We start from the raw sequence: 19,962 nt of genomic DNA, 5'->3' as shown, positions 1-19,962 counted from the left end.
TGTCTTTCTGATCGCCTGGAGGTTCGAAACACATGCGGCGTTAAATTCCTCAAGGCTCTGCCCTGAGCCCTGACAGCTGTCACGCCGCCGGAAAAATCGCGGGGCCTGAACGAAAAATAGCTGCGGTGGGCAGCTACATCAAAATAAAGCAGTCGATGTCGGTTGGTTCGGGAGTCGGGGCGGGAGGATAGACTCAAACAGCCTATGGGCTGTTTTCGCCCTACGGGCTGCGTCGCTATCGCTCCTTGTCCCAACTGTTGCACAGTTGGTCGAACCTCTTGTCGGTTCGAACCCTCCCGCCGGGGAGGATTTAGCCAAGTGTGCAACTTGCCGCAAGTTTCTGCGGTCTTTCCGAGTAATGGCTGGGGCGGGAGGATTCGAACCTCCGAATGACGGGATCAAAACCCGTTGCCTTGCCGCTTGGCGACGCCCCAGCAAAACTGGTTAAATCTGGTTCAGGGCAGAGTGACTTGGCGAGACATTGACGCCGCGTGCTACAAAGCCGCTGTAACTGGCCGGCCTGTTTGAGAAAACTTCTCGTGCTGACGCTTCATCAGCGAACCGGGCAAACAGACACGAACCGGTGCCTGTAAGTTGAGCGGGTGCAAATTGGCTTAGCCAATCCAGGGCGTTTTTTACCTCTGGATACAGGCTTTTGACCACATTTTCGCAGTCATTTCCGGCACCCTGCTCAAGAAAGGCCGCTATTTTGATGGGTCGACTGTTACGTGTCAATTGCTGGTGTGAAAAAATTTCACGGGTGGCGACGCTGACGCCGGGATGAATCACGACAAACCAGTCTTCTGGCATTTCCACCGGGGTGAGCTTTTCGCCGACGCCTTCCGCCCAGGCCGTTCGACCGCGCACAAAAACCGGTACATCGGCGCCAAGGGCGAGACCGATCTCGCTGAGCGCGTTTTCGCTGAGCCCGGTTTGCCAAAGGTGGTTCAGCGCCAGCAGTGTAGTGGCGGCGTTAGAGCTGCCGCCGCCGATGCCGCCGCCCATGGGGAGGTGCTTGTCGCAGTGAATATCGACACCATAGCGAGTGGCGGTGGCATCGCGCAGAGCGTAGGCGGCGCGCACAATCAGGTTGTCCTGCGGGGCGACGCCGTCAAAGGGCGTGTGAAGTGTAATCTCGGTGTCGCTTCGCGGCGCAAAATGCAGGGTGTCGCCGAAGTCCAGTAGCTGAAACAGACTCTGCAGCAGGTGGTAGCCATCGTCGCGGCGACCGGTAATTTTCAGGCAGAGATTCAGCTTGGCCGGTGCCAGCAGGCTCAGCGTGCTCATGTCGCTAATCTCATGGCAGCGGACACTCGCTGAAGTTCTCCCAGTCGCGCAACAGCCACTTTAGGCGGGCGCTGTGATGGTTCATGCTGATTTTCTCGGGCCATACCCCGCCTTCGCTGTATTCAATAAGCCAGCCGTGTTGCTCGAGTGTGGGCGTATTGTCTGCCATCGTTGCTGTGCGCGCCGGGGCGCGCGGGTCGGCCTTCCCGCGCAGCCAATAACGCAGAGCGGAGACAGGCATGATCCAGCCCATAGCCGCTAGCAGCTCCTCGGGGGTGTCGGCGTAGAGTGTGGGCTCCCCGCCGCGCTGCAGGCTGACCTCTTGCGGATCGCCGTTGATAATCGCTGAGCCGACACCCAGCGGGCCGCTCAAGCGAATACGGTAGCGTTTGTCGCAATTCTGCCACTCAAAATTCGCTGTCTCGCGTTGGTCCTCGGCCCAGATGGCGACTTTTCCCTTAACAGACCAGTGCTGAGTATCGGCGGGAGTTGAAACTCCGCCGGTCGCGTCCGGTGTTGAGCTGCAGGCTGCCAGAAGGGCTGCCAGAGCGAGAATGAAAAGGGCTTTCATGTTCAGGGCTTGTCCGCATCCGGCAGATTGACCTGCAGGCGCTGCAGGGTGTCGATAATAATGGTGCTGCTCGGGTCGTTGCTCAGGCCCTGTTGCCATACTGAAATGGCCTGTTCCCGCTGCCCCAAGCGCCAGAGAACTTCACCGAGGTGGGCGGCAATTTCATGGTCTTTGGATTGGGAAAAAGCTTTCGACAGGTAGTTTTCGGCCAATTCAAGGTTGCCCAAGCGGTAGGCAATCCAGCCGTAGCTGTCCTGAATGGCCGGGTCGTCCGGGCGCAGCTGCAGGGCCTTGCTGACCAGTGCCCGTGCTTCGTTCAGGCGGTCGGTCAGGATTGCCAGCGAGTAGCCCAAAGCGTTCAGGGCGGTGGCGTTGTCCGGGTCATTGCTCAGGATCTGCCGCAGGTCCTGTTCCATCAGCGCAACGTTCTTCTGGCGCTCACTGAACAGAGAGCGGGCGTACAGCACGTTGGTGTTTTCCGGGTGCTTGGTCAGGGCTTCGCTCAGCAGGGAAAAGCCTTCTTTATACAGGCGGTGTTCAAACAGCAGGTCGGACTCTACCAGATAGAGCTGGATATCCTGGTCGGGAAAGCGCAGGCGCGCGGCGGCAAGGTCTGCCCGGGCCTGCGGCAGACCATCCTGTTCGGCGCGGACTTCCGCCAGCCGGGTCAGGGCGGGAATCAGCTGGTCGCCGCCACTGACCTGTCTGTAGTAGTCGATCGCGGAAGACCAGTCCTCTTCCTGCTCGGCAATGCGGCCAAGAAAATAATAGGCCGTGTCGCGCTGCTGGCTGCGGCTGATCAGATCGGTAAGCAGGGCTTTGGCTGACTTGTAATCGCCGATTTCACGGTTGACCAGTGCCAGCGCCAGACGAATGGCGTCGTCTTCCGGATGCTGATTGTGCAGCACCGTGTACTGGGCCTTGGCCAGATAGATGTCACTGCGGGTGAGCAATTGTGCCAGATTCAGGCGGAGTCGCTTGTGGTAGGGGTACTGGTCGATCGCAAATTGCAGCCGTTCGATGGCCTCCTGAACGCGCCCGAGTTGTTGCAGTACCCGGGTTTCAATCAGCAGGGCGTGCATGTTGCTGGGGTCGGCTGCCAGCACCTCGCGGATCAGACTCAGCGCTTCGTCTTCCTGATTGCGGTATTGCAGAGTGAGGGCGACACCGGTTTTCAGGTTGAGATTGTCTGGGTGGCGTTCAAGCAGCTCGCGAATGGCACTTTCAAACTGCTGCTGGTCAATTTCGGACTGGGCCAGGGCGCTGGCGGCGAGGGTTGCAAAGTTGCTGTCGTGATCGCTGCCGATCACCGCTTCCATATGCTGCAAGGCTTCCAGCGGGCGCCGCGAGCGAGCCAGTGCGGTAGCGCGAATAAAATGGGCTTCGGCGGCCTCCGGATTTTTTTCCAGCCACAGAGAGGTAGTTTGCAGCGCTGCGCTTTCATTGTTCACAAACTGGGAGAGTCGTGCCGCCGTGGCAATGATGCCAAGGTCTCCGGTTTGCTCGGCCTGGTTGAGGTAAAGCTCAAGCGCCAGATCGTAGTGCTGACGGCGAATGGCAAATTCGGCGACCAGCAGATCGTGAAAACTGTCTTTCGGGAATGGGCGGGTTACGGTAGCGGCAACCGGTTCGGGCTCCGGGGCAGCGGTGGGGCTTTGTTCGGTCTGAATCGGTGTCTGAGTACAGGCGGACACTGCAGCCAGAAGGGCGGCAGCAGGCAGGCGAAGGTAAAAAGGTGTGATACGTCTCATGGGTTGAATTCTAGCACGGCCCTCCTGCGGCGGCGTAGGGTTGAGCCTGTTGGCGCGGCAGAACGGCAGATAGAATCGAGCGGCATCCACATTTAGCGGCCATCTTGCTAGAATTGCCCCCCTTTTTCCTGTTCGGCTGTCGCTCTTCCGCATGAATCTTCTGGTTTTGGGCATCAATCACAACTCCGCACCGGTTGCCGTGCGCGAGCGCGTGGCGTTTGTGCCGGAAGCTATGGAGTCGGCCCTGCAGAGTCTGCTGGCAATTGAAGGCGTTGAAGAAGCGGCTATTCTCTCCACGTGCAATCGCACCGAGCTCTACGTGGTGGATGCGCAAGGCGCAGGCGAATTGGTAAAAACAGTCTCCTCCTGGCTGGCCGATTATCACCAGATGCCGGTGTCCGATTTTGCAGGGTGCGAATACTGCTACACCGGCGTTGACGGTGTGCGCCACATGATGACGGTGGCGGCGGGGCTGGACTCGCTGGTGCTTGGCGAGCCGCAGATTCTCGGTCAAATGAAGTCCTGCTATGCGGTCGCCAAGGAGGCCGGCTCGCTTGGGCCGAGCCTTGAGCGCAGCTTCCAGCATATCTTTGCCACCGCCAAGCGGGTGCGCACCGATACGGCGATAGGGGAAAACCCAGTGTCGGTAGCCTATGCGGCGGTCAGCCTGACCCAGCATATTTTCAGCCGTCTGGATCGCTGCCGTGCCCTTCTTATCGGCGCAGGTGAGACCATCGAACTGGTGGCGACCCATTTAAAGGAAAAAGGCGTGCGGCAGCTGGTTATAGCCAACCGCACGCTGGACCGCGCCCGCGAGCTGGCAGATCGCTTTGATGCGGAGGCGGTTTTGCTGGCCGATATCCCCGAGCAGCTCAAGGACATTGATATTGTGGTGGCTTCGACCGCCAGCCAGTTGCCGATTCTGGGCAAGGGGTCGGTGGAGTCCGCCTTGAAAAAGCGCAAGCATCGCCCGATGTTGATGGTGGATATCGCCGTGCCCCGGGATATTGAAGCCGAGGTGGCCGAGCTGGCCGATGTTTATTTGTATACCGTCGATGATCTGAAAGAGATCGTCGATGAAAACCGCAAGGCGCGGGCCAGTGAAGCGCGCAAGGCCGACCAGATTATTCTGCTGGCGGTTGAAGAATGGCAGCGCCAGTGGCGATCGCTGGAAGCGGTCGATACGGTGAAAGACTACCGCGCACAGGCAGAAGACATGCGACGCCACGAAATAGAAAAGGCCCTGCGCGCACTGGCGCGAGGTACCGCTCCGGAGCAGGTGGTCGAGCAACTGGCTCGGGGCCTGACCAACAAACTGATTCATCATCCCAGCTCGCGCTTGCGCGAGGCGGCTGCCAACGGCGAAACCGAAACCCTGCGCACGGCTCGCCGTCTGCTGGGACTGGATGACCACTAAAGGCAGATAATGAAAGCGTCAATTGCGACCAAACTGGACAATCTTCTCGAGCGCTACGAAGAGCTGGCGGCCTTGCTCAGCGCCCCTGAAATCATTTCCGATCAGGACAAATTCCGCGCTCACTCAAAAGAGTACTCGGAGATCGAGCCGGTCGTGCTCTGTCATCGCGACTATAAAAAGGTGGCGGCAGATCTCGAATCGGCCCGCGCCATGCTGGCCGAAGAAAGCGACCCGGAAATGCGCGAGATGGCCGAAGAAGAGGTCGATGAAGGGGCCGCTCGGCTGGAGGCGCTCGAACTTGAATTGCAGACGCTACTACTGCCTCGGGACCCCAATGATTCGCACAACGTATTTCTGGAAATCCGCGCAGGCACCGGCGGAGACGAGGCGGCTATTTTCTCTGGCGATCTGTTTCGCATGTACAGCCGTTACGCAGAAAGCCAGGGTTGGCGCATTGAGATTCTCAGCGAGCGCCACGGCGAGCACGGCGGCTACAAGGAAATTATTACCCGGGTAGAAGGCAAGGATGTATACGGCCAGCTCAAATTCGAGTCGGGCGCCCACCGGGTGCAGCGCGTGCCGGAAACAGAATCCCAGGGGCGGATCCATACCTCGGCCTGCACTGTGGCCATCATGCCCGAGCCCGATGAAGTGGACGAGGTGGAGCTGAACAAGGGTGACCTGCGTATTGATACCTATCGCGCCAGTGGTGCCGGTGGTCAGCACGTCAATAAAACCGATTCGGCGGTGCGCATCACCCATATTCCCTCGGGCATTGTGGTGGAGTGTCAGGACGAGCGCTCGCAACACAAGAACCGCGCGCGGGCTATGTCCTTGCTGCAGGCGAGATTGAATGATTCCGCCCAAAGCGCTCAGGCCAAGGAACAAGCCGAGTCCCGCCGGCTGTTGGTGGGCAGTGGCGATCGCTCCGAGCGCATCCGCACTTATAATTTTCCGCAGGGGCGGGTGACAGACCACCGCATCAATCTGACGCTCTACAAGCTCGATGAAGTGATGGCCGGTGATCTTCAGCATGTGATTGAGCCGCTGCGGCAGGAGTATCAGGCCGATCTGCTGGCGGCGCTGGCGGAGTAAGGGCGTGGCGACGGTTGCGGAATGTCGACAGCGGCACCGCGAGCTGGATTCTCCCTCGGCGGCGCTTGATGTGGATTTGCTGCTCTGCCATGTTTTGCAGCAACCGCGCTACTATCTTTACGCTCACGATGGCGAGCGGCTGACAGAAGAACAGCAGCAACAACTCGATGTCCTGCTGGCTCGCCGACAGTCCGGTGAGCCGGTGGCCTATCTGATTGGCGAAGCGGAATTCTGGAGTTTAAAGCTGGCGGTTTCGCCTGCGACCCTGATTCCCCGGCCAGATACCGAGCTGCTGGTCGAATGGCTGCTGGAAACCCTGCCGGCAGAGGCTGCGCTCAAGGTGCTGGATCTCGGCACCGGCACCGGTGCCATAGCGCTGGCTTTGGCCAGTGAGCGGCCCGCCTGGCAGCTAACCGGTGTCGACAGTCAGCGCGCGGCGGTGGAGCTCGCTGCCAGTAACGCGCAGCGACTGGCGCTGGATGTGGAATTTTTGCATTCGGACTGGTTTGCTGCCGTGAGTGGGCGCCGTTTCGATGTGGTCGTTTCCAACCCCCCTTATATTGCCGAGGATGACCAGCACCTGACCGGCCCGGGCGTAAAATACGAACCGAGCTCGGCGCTGGTGGCGGGCTCTGATGGGCTGGACGATATTCGGCGGATCGTGGCGGCAGCGCCTGCTTTTATGAATCCGTGCGGGGTGTTATTGCTGGAGCACGGTTATCGTCAGGCCGAAGCCGTGGCGGATATATTGCGAGGCGGCGGCTTTGTTGATGTTGAAACGCGCCGGGATTACGGGGCTAACCCGCGCGCCACACTAGGCCGGCTTATCGGGGAGGTTGACCATGCACGATGAACAGCTCTTGCGCTACAGTCGCCATATTCTACTGCCGGGTATTGATGTTGAAGGTCAGGAAAAGCTGCTGCAGGCCCGTGTGCTGGTGGTGGGTGTCGGTGGCCTTGGCAGCCCGGTAGCGCTCTATCTGGCCGCCTCCGGTGTCGGTAAGTTGGTGCTGGTCGATGACGACAAGGTCGAGCTGAGCAACCTGCAGCGCCAGATAGCACACCAAACGAGCGACATCGGGCGCGCCAAGGTCGAGTCCGGGCGGGATGCGGTGGTGGCTTTGAATCCGGATGTTGAGGTTGAACTGATTGCCGAGCGGTTGGCCGGTGATGTTATGCTTGCGGCGGTTGAAGGTGTGGATGTGGTGGTCGATTGCAGCGACAATTTTGCCACCCGCTTTGCGCTGAATCAGGCGTGCGTGCGCACCCAAACGCCGCTGGTGAGTGGCGCTGCGATCCGCAGTGAGGGGCAGCTCAGTGTGTTTGATTTTCGCCGGGCTGATTCGCCCTGCTATCGCTGTCTTTACAGTCCGGATGCGGGGGATGAGCAGCTGAATTGTTCAGAGGCTGGTGTACTGGCGCCCATTGTGGGTGTTATAGGCAGTCTGCAGGCGCTGGAGACCGTTAAGGTACTAACAGATTTTGGCGAAACACTTACGGGTCGCCTGTTGTTGCTTGACGGTGCTACCATGGAGTGCAGAACACTGAAGTTGGGTAAAGACCCGTCCTGTCCCGTGTGTGGCAGACAATAACAATACGACAGAATTTTAATAAAATTCGATACATAGGATGTGGAGAGTGCAATGGGCATTCTGTTGAAAATTTATTACGCCATTCACGACAATCTGTTTGGTTTGCTGAAACATCTGGATGGTTTGGCGCTGCTTGCGATCAGGCTGTTTCTCGCGCCGATCATGATTGCGGCCGGTATGACCAAGTGGCGTAACTTTGACAGCACCGTGCAGTGGTTCGGCAATGCCGAATGGGGTCTGGGTCTTCCGGCGCCGGAACTGATGGCGGGCCTGGCGACGGGCACCGAACTGTTCGGCGGTTTTCTGTTGCTGTTCGGTTTGGCGGTGCGCTGGGTCAGCATTCCGTTGATGGTGACCATGTTTGTGGCTGCCACTGAAGTTCACTTGGAAAATGGTTGGTTTGCGATTGCACCGAGCGACCCGACCACAAGCAGCGCCAAACTGCTGGCCGATGTCGGCATTCCCGCAGCAGAGGACAGCCTCAAAAACAGCCTGGAAGTGGGGGCGCGGTTAGAGCGCGCAAAGGACATTCTCCGCGAGCACGGTAACTACGACTGGCTGACCGAGAAAGGCTCCTTCGTCATTCTGAACAACGGCATCGAGTTTGCGACGACCTACTTTATTATGCTGATGGTGTTGTTTTTCTGGGGGGGTGGTCGCTATCTCAGCCTCGATTACTATTTTGATCGTTCGGCGCGCAAGGCGCTGGCGGACCTTGGCCCGCCGCAGCGCGATCTCGACGATCTGAACGTGCCCGATTGACTCAGGGCACTAAACAAGCTAATCCCGCCCAGTTTTGCTAGAATGCCGGCCTCTTATAATTTAACCGAGGCTAGGCATTGCTAAAAAAGCTCTTTTCCCGCAAGTCACGAGAACCCCATACAGAACCTGTTGAGGCTACTTCCGCTGCTGCCGACGATCAAAATCGGCAGGACAAACCGGCGACCAAGGCCAAGGGTAGACCCGCGGCCAAGCGCAAGCCAAAGCCGGAAAGCAAACCGACCCCAAGGTGGACGGTAGCTGATTTTCCGGTGCCGGAAGCGCCGGGCAAAGTCCGCTTTCACGATCTCGGTCTTGACGACGCGCTGATGCATGCCATAGCCGACCTGGGGTTTCAGTACTGCTCACCGATTCAGGCGACAGCCCTGCCCCATACCCTGCGCGGCCACGATGTTATCGGCAAGGCCCAGACCGGCACCGGCAAAACCGCGGCCTTCCTTATCTCGGTGATCAATGATCTGATCAACAACCCTATCGAAGACGAACGTTATCAGGGTGAGCCCCGAGCGTTGGTGATTGCCCCGACGCGCGAGCTGGTGCAACAGATTGCTGAAGACGCCAAGGGTCTGACCAAATACACCGACCTGAACGTTGTCACCTTGATTGGCGGAATGGACTACCAGAAACAGCAGAATCAGTTGACCCGTGATCTGGTGGATATCGTGATCGCTACGCCGGGCCGCTTGCTGGATTTCACTGGGCGCGGCGACCTCTATCTCGACGGTATTGAGCAGCTGGTTATTGACGAAGCCGATCGTATGCTGGATATGGGCTTTATTCCCCAGGTTAAACGCATCATTCGCCTGACGCCGAAAAAGGAAAGCAGGCAGACCCTGTTGTTCAGCGCGACCTTTACCGAAGACATTATCCGTCTTACTGAGCAGTGGACTTTCCAGCCAGTCAATATTGAGATTGAGCCGGAAAGTGTCGCCACCGACAATGTGGATCAGCGGGTCTTTCTAGTTGAAGAGCGCGAGAAGTTTCAGATTCTGCAGCGCATTATTCGCATGCCGGAAGCCGAGAGCGTGATCGTGTTTGCCAACCGCCGCGACCAGACCCGGCGTCTGCACGAGCGGCTGCGCAAGAGCGGTATCCGCTGTGGCTTGTTGTCGGGTGAAATCCCTCAGAACAAGCGCACACAGACTCTGGCCCAATTTAAAGAAGGGAAGATTCAGGTGCTGGTAGCGACCGACGTCGCCGGCCGAGGTATTCACGTGGACGGCATCAGTCATGTCGTGAACTTTACCTTGCCGGAAGACCCGGAGGATTACGTTCACCGTATCGGGCGCACTGGTCGCGCAGGCGCCAAAGGCACCTCCATCAGCTTTGCCTCAGAGGATGACGCCTTCCTGCTGCCGGAAATTGAAAAGCTGCTGGGCAACAAGCTGGCCTGCGAGCAGCCGCCGGAAGAGTGGACTTAGTCCCCTCTCCCACTGGGAGAGGGTTAGGGTGAGGGGGTTTAGTCCGGCGTTCCCGCGTTCTTCAACTTCTCCACCCACAAGATCGTCCCACCACACACCGCCGCCGGCATAATAATCAGATTCACGATCGGCACCATGGTGCCGGCCATCACCATCATGCCAAAGGGCAGCGTGCTGCCGCGTCGGGCTTTGATGCGCCGTTTGCTTTCCTTGAAACTCAAGCCCCGGTTATCCATCGCGTAGTCGCAGTATTCCAGTGACAGCATCCAGGCGCCGAGTAGAAACCACAGTACCCCGGAAAAGGGTGAAATCAAGGGGATAAAGCTCAGCACCAGCACGATCAGCGCAAAAATCAGGTAGTAGCTTAGCTTTTGGACTTCACGCCAGATACTGCGCGGAAAACTCGCCAGTGCGCTGGCAAAGGTTTCCCGGCCTGACACCTCTTTTCCAGTGAGCTTTTCTTCCACTTTTTCAGCAAGCAGGCCGTTAAAAGGGGAGGCAATGATATTGGCGACGGTACTGAAGCTGTACATGGCAATTGCCAGAATCAGAATGACGGCGAGCGGCCAGAGTATCCAGCTCAAAAAGGACAACCACTGCGGCAGCCAGCCGAGCACGGTGGCAATGCCACTGCCTATCAACTCAAAACCCGCAAACATCAGTCCGCCAAAAATCAACACATTGACCAGAATAGGTAGAATCACAAAGGGCTTGATGCCGGGCTCCCGCAACATTTTAAAGCCGCGCAGCAGATAGCTCAGATCACTGTCCATGGGTATCCTTTTGGGTGTTCGGGTGGGAGGGGTGTTTGACTTTATATTGTTGCGCGGTATCGACGTCCACCAATTCGGTGCCACAGTTTTCGCAGAGGCAGCGATCCAGTCCGCGATATTCTGCAACACGCTGAGGGTTGAAGCGGGTCGAGTGGCACCAACACTGGCCGGCCTCCTGCCCGAGGGCAATGGCGCAGCGGTTGTCCTGCTGACAGCGGGGGCACAGGCGGGCAGCGGCGGTGGTATTGATTGAGGTCATGGGCGTATTGTAGGGCCAAGCGCTGACCCACGTCAGCCTTTTCGCCGTATGAGCGGTATACTGTCGGCGGAGGTGGAACATGCAAGACGACGATTGGTTCGCCAAAGAAATGGGCGACGTCAAACCGCTGAAAGCTGAAAAACGGGTGGCCATCCGCCGCGAGGATGTTTCTGCGCTGGCGATCAAGGCCCGGCGCGAGGCCGCCGAGCGCGAGTCGACGACGGATAACAATCCGCTGTCCGATGCCGAGGTGCCACTGCTGGATGCGCACTATATTCTGGAATGGCAGGGCCCGGGCGTGCAGCATGGCGTGTTTCGCAAGCTCAAGCAGGGCGCCTATGAACCGGAAGCGCGGCTGGATTTGCACCGGATGACCGTCGGGCGTGCCCGGCAGGAGGTATTTTCCTTTATTCAGGAGGCTTTATCCCTAGGCCTGCGCAGCCTGATTATTGTGCATGGCAAGGGTTTCAGCTCGAAGGTTGAAGGCGCGGTACTGAAAAGCTATCTGAATGTGTGGTTGCCACAATTGGCGCCCGTGATTGCCTACAGCAGCGCCCAGCCGCGTCATGGCGGCGTGGGTGCCGTCTATGTTCTGCTGAAAAAGAGCGAACAGAAAAAGCAGGAAAACCGGATCAAATTCAATCGGGGGCGAGTTGAATAGAGAGCCCCCTTTCCCACTGGAAGAGAGGGCAGGGGCTATTTCGCGCCGTTGTTTTTCAGTATCTCAACAAACTCACCTGAATTGCGGTGTTCACTGGCATAGCTCAGTACCGTGCGTCCGCGGTCATCGCTCGCATTGATATCGTGCCCTTTGTCCAGAAACATGCTGATGAAAATTTCAAAGTCCTCGGCGCGCATGCTCTGGTAGGCTTTGAGCAGCATATGAAAATCGGGATTGACGCCCTTGGGGGGCTGCACGTCCAGAAATTCGCGAACCCGGTCCTCTGTCCAGACCTCGTCCAATACCTTTTCTTTGTCTTTACGCATTGCTCATTCCTTTTAGCCCGGCTTAACCGAGCTTCTTGTTCAGTAATTGATTGACCATGCCGGGGTTGGCCTGGCCCTTGGACGCTTTCATGATCTGGCCAACAAAGAAACCGAGCATCTTTTTACGCTTGCCCTCATCGGCGGCTTTGTACTGCTCGACCTGATCGGGGTTGTCGGCCAGTACCTTATCGACCATTTTTTCCAGCTCGCCGCTGTCGGACATCTGTTTGAGGCCCTTGCTTTCGATAATGGTGTCGGCACTGTCACCCTCGCCGTTCCACAGGGCTTCAAAGACCTGCTTGGCGATTTTGCCGGAGATGGTGTTGTCGCGAATACGCTGGATCAGGCCGCCCAGTTGTGCGGCGCTGACGGGTGATTCTGCGAATGTGGTGCCTTCTTTATTAAGACGCCCCATCAGTTCCACCATCACCCAGTTGGCCGCCAGTTTGGCATCGCCTGCTGTGTCGGCGACCGCTTCAAAATAATCGGCGATCACCCGCTCGCTGGTGAGAATGGCCGCGTCGTAGGTGGACAGGCCGTAGCTGCTTTGGAAGCGCTCGCGCTTGGCATCCGGCAGTTCCGGCATGGCGGCTTTCAGTTCGTCGATCAGACTTTGCTCAACGGCGACCGGGAGCAGATCGGGGCAGGGGAAGTAGCGGTAGTCGTTGGCTTCTTCCTTGCTGCGCATGGGGCGACCTTCATTGCGCTCGCTGTCGAACAGGCGGGTTTCCTGGGTGATTGAGCCGCCGTCTTCGAGGACATCGATCTGGCGCTGGGCTTCAATCTGAATAGCCTTCTCGATAAAACGGAAGGAGTTCAGGTTCTTGGTTTCGGTGCGGGTACCCAGCTCGTCGGTGCCTTTAAGGCGCACCGAAACGTTGGCGTCGCAGCGCAGGGAGCCCTGGGACATATCGCCGTCGGAAATGCCGAGATAGGTCACGATGGAGTGAATTTTTCGCAGGTAGGCCACTGCTTCTTCGGCGCTGCGCATATCCGGCTCGGATACGATTTCGATCAGTGGCGTGCCGGCGCGGTTCAGGTCGATGCCGGACATACCGTGAAAGTCTTCGTGAAGCGACTTGCCCGCATCTTCTTCCAGATGGGCGTGGTGAATGCGAATGCGCTTGGTTTCACCGCTTTCCAGCTGGATATCAAGCCAGCCGGGGCCGACAATCGGGGCGTCCATCTGACTGGTCTGGTAGCCCTTGGGCAGATCCGGATAAAAGTAGTTCTTGCGATCAAACACCGATTCCGCCGCGATCTCGGCGTTAACGGCCAGGCCAAATTTAATGGCGCTCTTTACTGCTTCTTCATTCAGCACCGGCAGGGTGCCGGGCAGGGCCAGATCCACCGCACAGGCCTGGGTGTTAGGCTCGGCGCCGAAGGCGGTGCTGGCACCCGAGAAAATCTTCGATTGGGTCGAAAGCTGCACATGCACTTCGAGCCCGATGACTGTTTCCCATTCCATGTCGGTCTCCTTATGCAAACGCTGCCGGGGTTTGTGTGTGCCAATCGGTAGCCAGCTGGAAGCGGTGCCCGGCATTCAGCAATTCGGCTTCGCAGAAGTCTTTGCCTATCAGTTGCAGCCCCACCGGTTTGCCATCCACCAGCCCCGCGGGAACCGACAGGGCTGGAATGCCCGCCAGGTTTACCGCGATGGTGTACATATCTTCCAGATACATGGTGAGCGGATCATTGAGTTTTTCGCCGATGCCAAACGCCGGGTTGGGTGAGGTTGGGCCCGCAATAATGTCGACTTCCTTAAAGGCTTCGACAAAATCGCCTTTGATCAGGCGGCGAATGCGCTGGGCTTTGCGATAGTAGGCGTCGTAGAAACCGGCTGACAGAGCGTAGGTGCCGACCAGAATGCGGCGTTTGACCTCATCGCCAAAGCCTTCTTCCCGGGTGCGGGTGTAGAGGTCGATCAGATCCTGTGGGTCTTTGCAGCGGTGGCCGTAGCGCACGCCGTCGTAACGGGACAGGTTAGTCGATGCTTCGGCAGGGGCGATCACGTAGTAGCAGGGTATCGACAGGTGGCTGTGGGGCAGGCTGATTTCCTTCAGCGTAGCGCCCTGTTTTTCAAACTCGCTCAGGGCATCGCGTACTCTGCTTGCGATTTCATCCGACAGGCCCTCAGCGAAAAACTCTTTGGGGATGCCGATAACCTTGCCTTCCAGTGAGTTGTTCAGGCTGGCGCTGTAATCGGGAATATCGCGTTTCAGGCTGGTGCTGTCTTTGTCGTCAAAGCCGGCCATGGCCTGCAGCAGCAGGGCCGAGTCTTCTGCGGTGCGGGTCATTGGGCCGGCCTGATCCAGGCTTGACGCAAAGGCGATCATGCCGTAGCGGGATACCAGCCCGTAGGTGGGCTTCAGTCCGGTCAGGTTGCACAGTGCGGCGGGCTGGCGAATCGAGCCGCCGGTGTCGGTGCCGGTAGCGGCGGGCGCCAGGCCTGCGGCGACCGCCGCGGCTGACCCACCGGAAGAGCCGCCCGGCACGCAGTCGGTGTTCCAGGGGTTGCGCACCGGACCGTACCAGGAGGTTTCATTGGATGAGCCCATGGCGAACTCGTCCATATTGGTTTTGCCCAGCGTGATCATGCCGGCGCTGGCGATTTTTTTTACGATAGTGGCGCTGTAGGGCGCAATAAAGTTGTCGAGCATCTTCGAGGCGCAGCTGGTGCGAACACCTTCAGTGCAGAAAATATCCTTGTGGGCCAGCGGGATGCCATCGAGGATGGAGGCCCTTCCATTAGCACGGCGGGCGTCGGCGGTCTTGGCTTGGGCAATGGCCTGTTCTTCCATCACGGTGATATAGGCATTCACCGTTGGGTTGTGCTCGGCAATGCGGCTCAAAAAATGGCGGGTCAGCTCTTCGCTGGAAAACTGGCCGCTGTCCAGTCCATCCGCGAGCTCGCGTAGGGTTTTACTGTGCATGTTCACTGTGCTCGTCTGTTCGGGTGGGCGGGCTTATTCGATAACTTTGGGTACAAGGAAGAGGCCTTCTTCGCTCATAGGCGCCAGCGCCAGAAACTTTTCACGCTGATTTTCTTCGGTCACCAGGTCCGGGCGCAGGCGCTGGGTAGCATCGTGGGGGTTTGCCATGGGGGCAACGTCGCTGGTGTCCACGGCCTGCATCTGATCAACCATGCCGAGAATGTCGCTCAGGCGGCTGGCAACCTCGTCAACCTGATCCGGGGCGATGCGAATGCGCGCGAGATGCGCTATTTTTTCAATCTCTGAGGGGCCAACGGCCATGCGTCACCTGTCTGTATTCTGCTGTGTCTGTTAATGGCTGGCTCAAACACATGAAGTGTTGGTCAAGGAGCCAAAAATTCCATTCATCGGGAGCTGGGCGGGGGTGGCGACCAATCACCTCGGGAGCCCCGCGATTCAGGGCGGGTAAACTTATCATATTTGCGCCTTGCCCTGAATCCCCGCCGTTGATAGAGTTGCAGGGATTTATAGCGGTCGGCGTTAAAATATTAGAAAATAGCGGCTTTTCGCAGCGCTCCGGCTGTCTTAACCATGCCCGCTCCGGGTATCTACAGGTGAATTGCATAGATGTTCAAACGAATTCGTGGTCTGTTCTCAAACGACCTTTCAATCGATTTGGGGACGGCCAATACGCTGATTTATGTTCGCGATCAGGGGGTTGTACTGGATGAGCCCTCGGTTGTGGCCATTCGCGTTCACAATGGTCAGAAGACAGTCGAGGCAGTAGGGACTGAAGCCAAGCGCATGTTGGGTCGTACGCCCGGCAATATCACGGCCATTCGACCCTTGAAAGATGGTGTTATCGCCGACTTTCAGGTTACCGAGAAAATGCTGCAGCACTTTATTGCCAAAGTGCACCAGAACAGCATTATTCGACCCAGCCCGCGCGTGCTGGTGTGCGTGCCCTGTAAATCAACCCAGGTTGAGCGTCGCGCCATTCGCGAGTCGGCCCTGAGCGCCGGCGCTCGCGAAGTGCGTTTGATCGAAGAGCCGATGGCGGCGGCGATCGGCGCCGGTTTGAACGTTGAGGAGGCGGCCGGCTCAATGGTCGTTGATATCGGTGGTGGTACCACGGAGATCGCGATTATCTCCTTGAACGGTGTTGTGTACTCGGATTCGGTGCGGGTCGGCGGCGACCGCTTCGACGAGGCGATTGTCACCCACGTGCGCCGGACCTATGGCAGCCTGATCGGCGACGCCACGGCGGAGCGCATCAAGCAGGAAATCGGCTGCGCCTATCCGTTGGAAGAAGTCCGTGAGATTGATGTGCGTGGTCGCAACCTGGCCGAAGGTATTCCTCGCCGCTTTACCCTGAACAGCAATGAAATTCTGGAGGCTCTGCAGGAGCCTCTGTCGGTCATCGTGCAGGCGGTCAAGCGCGCGCTCGAGCAGTCGCCACCGGAACTGGCGGCGGATATCGCCGAGACCGGGATTGTCCTGACCGGTGGTGGTGCCCTGCTGCGCGGCATTGATCAGCTGATAGCTGACGAAAGTGCGCTACCGGTTATTGTGGCAGAAGATCCTCTGACCTGCGTTGCCCGTGGTGGCGGTCGGGCGATGGAGATCATGGAGAAACACCGACTGGACATGCTGTCGACGGAATAGGCTGTTGCGGGCTGGCGTGGGCCGGCCGCGCTCGGCTAAGGGAGCGACGCCATTAAACCGATATTCTCCTCGGATTCCTCAGCAGGTTTACGCCTGCTGATTCTCAGCGTTGTGGCCTTGCTGCTGGTGCATGCCGCCCGCAGCGGCTGGCTGGACAAACCGCTGGCCTATGTTTCCAGTATTTCCTTTCCCATTTACAAACTCACCGAAGTTCCCGGCGAAATTGGGCGCAGCCTTGAAGAGCTGTTTACCGGCCGCGAATCGCTGCGCGAAGAAAACGCACGATTGCGGGCCGAAGCGCTGGTATTGCAGGCCAAAACCCAAAAGCTGGCGTCGCTTCGCGCCGAGAATATTCGCCTGCGGGAGTTGCTGAATTCAGCCACCCACAAGGAAGAAAGCGTGCTGGTCGCCGAGGTGATCGGCCTGGCCGCAGATCCTTCAAGCCATATTATTGTGATCGACAAAGGTCTATCCCACGGGGTTAAAGAAGGCCAGGCGGTAATCGATGCTGAGGGTCTGGTTGGTCAGGTGGTCAACGTGGCCTATACCCACAGCCGGGTCATGATGATTACCGATACTACCCACGCCCTGTCGGTGCAGGTGAATCGCAACGGTGTGCGCGCCATTGTTGAAGGTTCGGGGCTGATTGATTTACTGGAGCTGAGCCACGTGGCCGCAACCACGGATATTCGGGTGGGCGATCTGCTGGTCAGTACGGGGCTGGGCGGGCGCTTCCCGGTGGGCTATCCGGTTGCCAGAGTGTCGGAAGTCACGATTGATCCGGGCGAGCCCTTCGCCATCGTCAAGGCGCGCCCACTGGCCCAGCTCGACAAGGCGCAGTTTGTGCTGCTGGTGTTCGCCCGCGAGGTAGGCGATGGATGATCGGGCGCACAGTTTCTGGGTGGTGTTGCTGACCCTGTTTGTTGCGCTGGCCCTGAGTGTTTACCCCCTGCCACTGTGGGCGCGCTGGTTTCGTCCGGACTGGGTTGTGATCGCGATTTGTTTCTGGGTTCTGTTCCTGCCCAATCGGGTCGGTGTCGGTGTGGCCTGGCTGACCGGTCTGGCAGTGGACGTACTGCACGGAGCCTATCCCGGACAGCACGCCTTTGCGCTGGCGGTAGTCGCCTACTTTGTTCAGATATCCCATCAGCGTCTGCGTATGTTTGGTTACCGCAAACAGTCGGTTTTCGTATTCTCCATGGTGGTTATTCACCTGTTGTTAGGCCAATGGGTGCAGAATCTGGTAGGTGTTGCCGACATCAGTCTTTTGCTTCTGGCCCAGGCCCTGATGAGCGCTCTTGTCTGGCCGCTGGCCCATGTGGCCATGACCTGGCTCAGCTACCGGTTTATTGTCAGTTGATGTTATCTCTCGATTCACCTCAGCTTATCCTCGGCTCCCAGTCGCCGCGCCGCCGGGAACTTCTTGCCCGGCTGGGCGTCCGTTTTAAGGTCATTTCCGCTGATATCGACGAAAGTCCGCTGCCGGATGAGGGCGCCCAGCATTGCGTTCGCCGTCTTGCTGAGGCCAAGGCGACGGCTATCTGGCAATGTCAGGATATAAGCCTGCCGATTCTAACCGCCGATACGGTGGTGGTTGTTGATGATCGCATTCTGGGTAAGCCGCGCGATAAAGCAGAGGCCTGCGCCATGCTGGAGCAGCTGAGTGGCCGTGAGCATCAGGTAATGACGGCGGTCTGTGTGCGCGATAGCAAGGGCCAGGAGAGTCTGCTTCAGACGAGCCGGGTCAGCTTTGCTACACTGACGGCGCAGGAAATACGCGCCTATGTGGCCACAGGCGAGCCGATGGACAAAGCGGGCTCCTATGCGATTCAGGGGCTTGCTGCCGCGTTTGTGCGCGAGTTGCAGGGCAGTTACAGCGGGGTGGTTGGCTTACCCCTGTTTGAAACCCGGCAGCTGTTGCACCGCTTTGGAATTAAAACCGCGCTATGAGTGAAGAGATACTGATCAATGTCACACCGATGGAGACCCGGGTAGCGGTTGTCGAAAACGGTGTGCTGCAGGAAATTTACATTGAGCGCACCCGGGCCAAGGGCATTGTCGGCAATATCTATCAGGGGAAAGTCGTTCGCGTGCTGCCCGGCATGCAGGCCGCCTTCGTCGATATCGGTCTGGAAAAGGCAGCCTTTATCCACGCCTCGGATATCGCCGCGCTGAAACCCGATGCCAGTGGTGAGCTGCCGGAAATTCGAACTGCAGTGCGTGAGGGACAAACGCTGACGGTGCAGGTCATCAAGGATCCGATCGGAACCAAGGGCGCCCGCCTGACGACCCATCTCTCGGTGTCCTCGCGCTACCTGGTGTATATGCCGGCAACCGACCATATTGGTATTTCCCATCGCATCGACGACGATGAAGAGCGTCAGCGTCTGAAGCAGCTGGTGGTCGACAGTGCCGTGGAAGAAGAGGAGGGAGTGCGCGGCGGCTATATTATCCGTACCGCAGCGGAAGGTTGCGGGGACGAGGAAATCGCCGCCGATACCCGCTTTCTGCAGCGCTTGTGGCAAGCGGTAGACCGGCGCCGGAAACGCGATTCTGCACCGTCAATCATCTACGAAGACCTGCCGTTGTTTATGCGTACCATGCGCGATCTGGTGCGGCCGGGGCTGGAGAAAATCCGCATCGATTCCCGCGAAAGCCACCAGCGGGTGGTGGACTTTGCCAAGGACTACGTGCCGGAGATTCTTCCTATCCTCGAATACTACCCGGGTGAGCGTCCGATCTTTGACCTCTACAGTGTTGAAGAGGAAATCCAGCGAGCACTGGATACCAAAGTGGAGCTGAAGTCCGGCGGCTATCTGATCATTGATCAGACTGAAGCCATGACCACCATTGATGTGAATACCGGTGGCTTTGTCGGGCATCGCAATCTGGAAGAAACCATCTTCAAGACCAACCTGGAAGCGGCTACGGCGCTGGCGCGACAGCTTCGGGTACGCAATCTCGGCGGTATCATTATTATTGATTTTATCGATATGAACGATCCGGAACATCGCCGCCAGGTGTTGCGCGCATTGGAAAAGTCGATGGATCGGGATTACGCCAAAACCAGCATCACCGGTGTGTCGGAGTTGGGTCTGGTGGAGATGACGCGCAAGCGCACCCGTGAGAGCCTCGAGCATGTTCTTTGCGAACCGTGCAAATACTGCTCGGGGCGTGGTTCACTGAAGTCGCCTGAAACCGTGTGTTATGAAATCTTTCGAGAAATTCTGCGCGAGGCGCGGGCTTACGAAAGCGACCGTCTGATGGTGCTGGCCTCACAGGAAGTGGTGGACCGGCTGTTGGACGAAGAATCGGCGAATGTCGCTGATCTGGAAGAGTTTATCGGCAAGGCCATACAGTTTCAGGTCGAAGCGATCTATACCCAGGAACAATTCGATGTGGTTCTGCTGTAAATTGCCGCGGAGTTGGCC

At 58.1% G+C, this 19,962-nt stretch carries 21 protein-coding genes and 1 tRNA gene; 12 read left to right on the top strand and 10 right to left on the bottom strand.

All coding sequences use genetic code 11. The features are described from left to right. Window positions 1–359 precede the first annotated feature (359 nt). The 4 genes from ABY734_RS15385 to ABY734_RS15370 form a co-directional block, all read right to left on the bottom strand. A tRNA-Gln gene (locus ABY734_RS15385) sits at window positions 360–434 on the bottom strand. A gap of 10 nt (window positions 435–444) precedes the next feature. After that, window positions 445–1,287 carry a 4-(cytidine 5'-diphospho)-2-C-methyl-D-erythritol kinase gene (ispE, locus tag ABY734_RS15380; protein ID WP_372780206.1) on the bottom strand — a complete coding sequence of 281 codons (843 nt, stop codon included), beginning with the start codon at window positions 1,285–1,287 and terminating at the stop codon, window positions 445–447. 10 nt (window positions 1,288–1,297) lie between these two features. Next, the gene (gene lolB, locus ABY734_RS15375) at window positions 1,298–1,858 is read right to left on the bottom strand and encodes a lipoprotein insertase outer membrane protein LolB (RefSeq protein WP_372780205.1); all 561 of its coding nucleotides are present in this window, start codon (window positions 1,856–1,858) and stop codon (window positions 1,298–1,300) included. Between the two features lie 2 nt (window positions 1,859–1,860). Beyond that, the gene (locus ABY734_RS15370) at window positions 1,861–3,609 is read right to left on the bottom strand and encodes a tetratricopeptide repeat protein (protein WP_372780204.1); all 1,749 of its coding nucleotides are present in this window, start codon (window positions 3,607–3,609) and stop codon (window positions 1,861–1,863) included. 151 nt (window positions 3,610–3,760) lie between these two features. Here ABY734_RS15370 and hemA point away from each other — a divergent pair, with 151 nt between their 5' ends. The 6 genes from hemA to rhlB all read left to right on the top strand — a co-directional run bounded on the left by hemA (window position 3,761) and on the right by rhlB (window position 9,914). Next, entirely contained in the window at window positions 3,761–5,026 is a 1,266-nt protein-coding gene (gene hemA, locus ABY734_RS15365; protein ID WP_372780203.1) for a glutamyl-tRNA reductase, read from the top strand. A 9-nt stretch (window positions 5,027–5,035) separates the two neighbouring features. Beyond that, window positions 5,036–6,121 carry a peptide chain release factor 1 gene (gene prfA, locus ABY734_RS15360; protein ID WP_372780202.1) on the top strand — a complete coding sequence of 362 codons (1,086 nt, stop codon included), beginning with the start codon at window positions 5,036–5,038 and terminating at the stop codon, window positions 6,119–6,121. A 4-nt stretch (window positions 6,122–6,125) separates the two neighbouring features. Further along, the gene (gene prmC / locus ABY734_RS15355; RefSeq protein ID WP_372780201.1) at window positions 6,126–6,974 is read left to right on the top strand and encodes a peptide chain release factor N(5)-glutamine methyltransferase; all 849 of its coding nucleotides are present in this window, start codon (window positions 6,126–6,128) and stop codon (window positions 6,972–6,974) included. Continuing rightward, window positions 6,964–7,713, top strand: coding sequence for a ThiF family adenylyltransferase (locus ABY734_RS15350; protein ID WP_372780200.1), 750 nt, complete (start codon window positions 6,964–6,966; stop codon window positions 7,711–7,713). The genes prmC and ABY734_RS15350 overlap by 11 nt, the downstream gene beginning before the upstream one ends. 51 nt (window positions 7,714–7,764) lie before the next feature. Next, window positions 7,765–8,475 carry a DoxX family protein gene (locus tag ABY734_RS15345; protein ID WP_372780199.1) on the top strand — a complete coding sequence of 237 codons (711 nt, stop codon included), beginning with the start codon at window positions 7,765–7,767 and terminating at the stop codon, window positions 8,473–8,475. A gap of 77 nt (window positions 8,476–8,552) precedes the next feature. Then, window positions 8,553–9,914, top strand: coding sequence for an ATP-dependent RNA helicase RhlB (gene rhlB, locus ABY734_RS15340; protein ID WP_372780198.1), 1,362 nt, complete (start codon window positions 8,553–8,555; stop codon window positions 9,912–9,914). A 38-nt stretch (window positions 9,915–9,952) separates the two neighbouring features. On the opposite strand, the gene cysZ is transcribed toward rhlB, so the two are convergent. Continuing rightward, the gene (gene cysZ / locus ABY734_RS15335; protein ID WP_372780197.1) at window positions 9,953–10,687 is read right to left on the bottom strand and encodes a sulfate transporter CysZ; all 735 of its coding nucleotides are present in this window, start codon (window positions 10,685–10,687) and stop codon (window positions 9,953–9,955) included. Continuing rightward, a complete protein-coding gene (locus tag ABY734_RS15330; RefSeq protein ID WP_372780196.1) occupies window positions 10,677–10,946 on the bottom strand; it encodes a cysteine-rich CWC family protein in 270 nt (89 codons plus the stop codon). Before ABY734_RS15330 ends, cysZ begins: the two co-directional genes overlap by 11 nt. A 79-nt stretch (window positions 10,947–11,025) precedes the next feature. On the opposite strand from ABY734_RS15330, the gene smrA reads away from it, so the two are divergent. Then, on the top strand, window positions 11,026–11,607 hold the full coding sequence (smrA, locus tag ABY734_RS15325; protein ID WP_372780195.1) for a DNA endonuclease SmrA: 582 nt from the start codon (window positions 11,026–11,028) through the stop codon (window positions 11,605–11,607). 35 nt (window positions 11,608–11,642) lie between these two features. On the opposite strand, the gene ABY734_RS15320 is transcribed toward smrA, so the two are convergent. Genes ABY734_RS15320 through gatC form a run of 4 tightly spaced genes read right to left on the bottom strand, consistent with a single transcriptional unit; the run spans window position 11,643 to window position 15,187 of the window. Further along, window positions 11,643–11,933 carry a PA4642 family protein gene (locus ABY734_RS15320; protein ID WP_372780194.1) on the bottom strand — a complete coding sequence of 97 codons (291 nt, stop codon included), beginning with the start codon at window positions 11,931–11,933 and terminating at the stop codon, window positions 11,643–11,645. A 22-nt stretch (window positions 11,934–11,955) separates the two neighbouring features. Beyond that, window positions 11,956–13,401 carry an Asp-tRNA(Asn)/Glu-tRNA(Gln) amidotransferase subunit GatB gene (gene gatB / locus ABY734_RS15315; protein WP_372780193.1) on the bottom strand — a complete coding sequence of 482 codons (1,446 nt, stop codon included), beginning with the start codon at window positions 13,399–13,401 and terminating at the stop codon, window positions 11,956–11,958. Between the two features lie 10 nt (window positions 13,402–13,411). Next, window positions 13,412–14,866, bottom strand: coding sequence for an Asp-tRNA(Asn)/Glu-tRNA(Gln) amidotransferase subunit GatA (gene gatA, locus ABY734_RS15310; protein ID WP_372780192.1), 1,455 nt, complete (start codon window positions 14,864–14,866; stop codon window positions 13,412–13,414). A gap of 33 nt (window positions 14,867–14,899) precedes the next feature. After that, window positions 14,900–15,187 (bottom strand): Asp-tRNA(Asn)/Glu-tRNA(Gln) amidotransferase subunit GatC, encoded by a 288-nt coding sequence (gene gatC, locus ABY734_RS15305; protein WP_372780191.1) that lies wholly within the window; start codon window positions 15,185–15,187, stop codon window positions 14,900–14,902. 306 nt (window positions 15,188–15,493) lie between these two features. Between gatC and ABY734_RS15300 the strand changes: the two genes are divergently transcribed. From ABY734_RS15300 to rng, 5 genes are read left to right on the top strand one after another with little or no spacing between them, the layout of a single operon-like run. Continuing rightward, window positions 15,494–16,531: a rod shape-determining protein gene (locus tag ABY734_RS15300; protein WP_372750238.1), complete on the top strand. Its 1,038-nt coding sequence runs from the start codon at window positions 15,494–15,496 to the stop codon at window positions 16,529–16,531. Window positions 16,532–16,582: 51 nt separating this feature from the next. Further along, window positions 16,583–17,413 (top strand): rod shape-determining protein MreC, encoded by an 831-nt coding sequence (gene mreC, locus ABY734_RS15295; RefSeq protein WP_372780207.1) that lies wholly within the window; start codon window positions 16,583–16,585, stop codon window positions 17,411–17,413. After that, window positions 17,406–17,891 (top strand): rod shape-determining protein MreD, encoded by a 486-nt coding sequence (gene mreD, locus ABY734_RS15290; RefSeq protein ID WP_372780190.1) that lies wholly within the window; start codon window positions 17,406–17,408, stop codon window positions 17,889–17,891. The genes mreC and mreD overlap by 8 nt, the downstream gene beginning before the upstream one ends. Beyond that, window positions 17,891–18,481, top strand: a complete 591-nt coding sequence (locus ABY734_RS15285) for a nucleoside triphosphate pyrophosphatase (protein ID WP_372780189.1) — start codon at window positions 17,891–17,893, stop codon at window positions 18,479–18,481. Before mreD ends, ABY734_RS15285 begins: the two co-directional genes overlap by 1 nt. After that, entirely contained in the window at window positions 18,478–19,944 is a 1,467-nt protein-coding gene (gene rng / locus ABY734_RS15280; RefSeq protein WP_372780188.1) for a ribonuclease G, read from the top strand. Before ABY734_RS15285 ends, rng begins: the two co-directional genes overlap by 4 nt. Window positions 19,945–19,962 lie beyond the last annotated feature (18 nt).

This window comes from Litorivivens sp., assembly GCF_041624475.1.
In the GTDB taxonomy this organism is placed as follows: domain Bacteria; phylum Pseudomonadota; class Gammaproteobacteria; order Pseudomonadales; family Spongiibacteraceae; genus Litorivivens.
The sequence above is the reverse complement of the archived record's forward strand: the minus strand, read 5'-3'. Positions and strand labels throughout refer to the sequence as shown.

Coding starts and splice junctions, on each gene's coding strand:
- rng (WP_372780188.1), top strand. CDS start 18,478: ATGAGTGAAGAGATACTGATCAATGTCACACCGATGGAGACCCGGGTA.
- ABY734_RS15320 (WP_372780194.1), bottom strand. CDS start 11,933: ATGCGTAAAGACAAAGAAAAGGTATTGGACGAGGTCTGGACAGAGGAC.
- lolB (WP_372780205.1), bottom strand. CDS start 1,858: ATGAAAGCCCTTTTCATTCTCGCTCTGGCAGCCCTTCTGGCAGCCTGC.
- ispE (WP_372780206.1), bottom strand. CDS start 1,287: ATGAGCACGCTGAGCCTGCTGGCACCGGCCAAGCTGAATCTCTGCCTG.
- mreD (WP_372780190.1), top strand. CDS start 17,406: ATGGATGATCGGGCGCACAGTTTCTGGGTGGTGTTGCTGACCCTGTTT.
- hemA (WP_372780203.1), top strand. CDS start 3,761: ATGAATCTTCTGGTTTTGGGCATCAATCACAACTCCGCACCGGTTGCC.
- cysZ (WP_372780197.1), bottom strand. CDS start 10,687: ATGGACAGTGATCTGAGCTATCTGCTGCGCGGCTTTAAAATGTTGCGG.
- gatC (WP_372780191.1), bottom strand. CDS start 15,187: ATGGCCGTTGGCCCCTCAGAGATTGAAAAAATAGCGCATCTCGCGCGC.
- ABY734_RS15370 (WP_372780204.1), bottom strand. CDS start 3,609: ATGAGACGTATCACACCTTTTTACCTTCGCCTGCCTGCTGCCGCCCTT.
- ABY734_RS15285 (WP_372780189.1), top strand. CDS start 17,891: ATGTTATCTCTCGATTCACCTCAGCTTATCCTCGGCTCCCAGTCGCCG.
- smrA (WP_372780195.1), top strand. CDS start 11,026: ATGCAAGACGACGATTGGTTCGCCAAAGAAATGGGCGACGTCAAACCG.
- gatA (WP_372780192.1), bottom strand. CDS start 14,866: ATGCACAGTAAAACCCTACGCGAGCTCGCGGATGGACTGGACAGCGGC.
- ABY734_RS15300 (WP_372750238.1), top strand. CDS start 15,494: ATGTTCAAACGAATTCGTGGTCTGTTCTCAAACGACCTTTCAATCGAT.
- ABY734_RS15345 (WP_372780199.1), top strand. CDS start 7,765: ATGGGCATTCTGTTGAAAATTTATTACGCCATTCACGACAATCTGTTT.
- ABY734_RS15350 (WP_372780200.1), top strand. CDS start 6,964: ATGCACGATGAACAGCTCTTGCGCTACAGTCGCCATATTCTACTGCCG.
- prfA (WP_372780202.1), top strand. CDS start 5,036: ATGAAAGCGTCAATTGCGACCAAACTGGACAATCTTCTCGAGCGCTAC.
- gatB (WP_372780193.1), bottom strand. CDS start 13,401: ATGGAATGGGAAACAGTCATCGGGCTCGAAGTGCATGTGCAGCTTTCG.
- ABY734_RS15330 (WP_372780196.1), bottom strand. CDS start 10,946: ATGACCTCAATCAATACCACCGCCGCTGCCCGCCTGTGCCCCCGCTGT.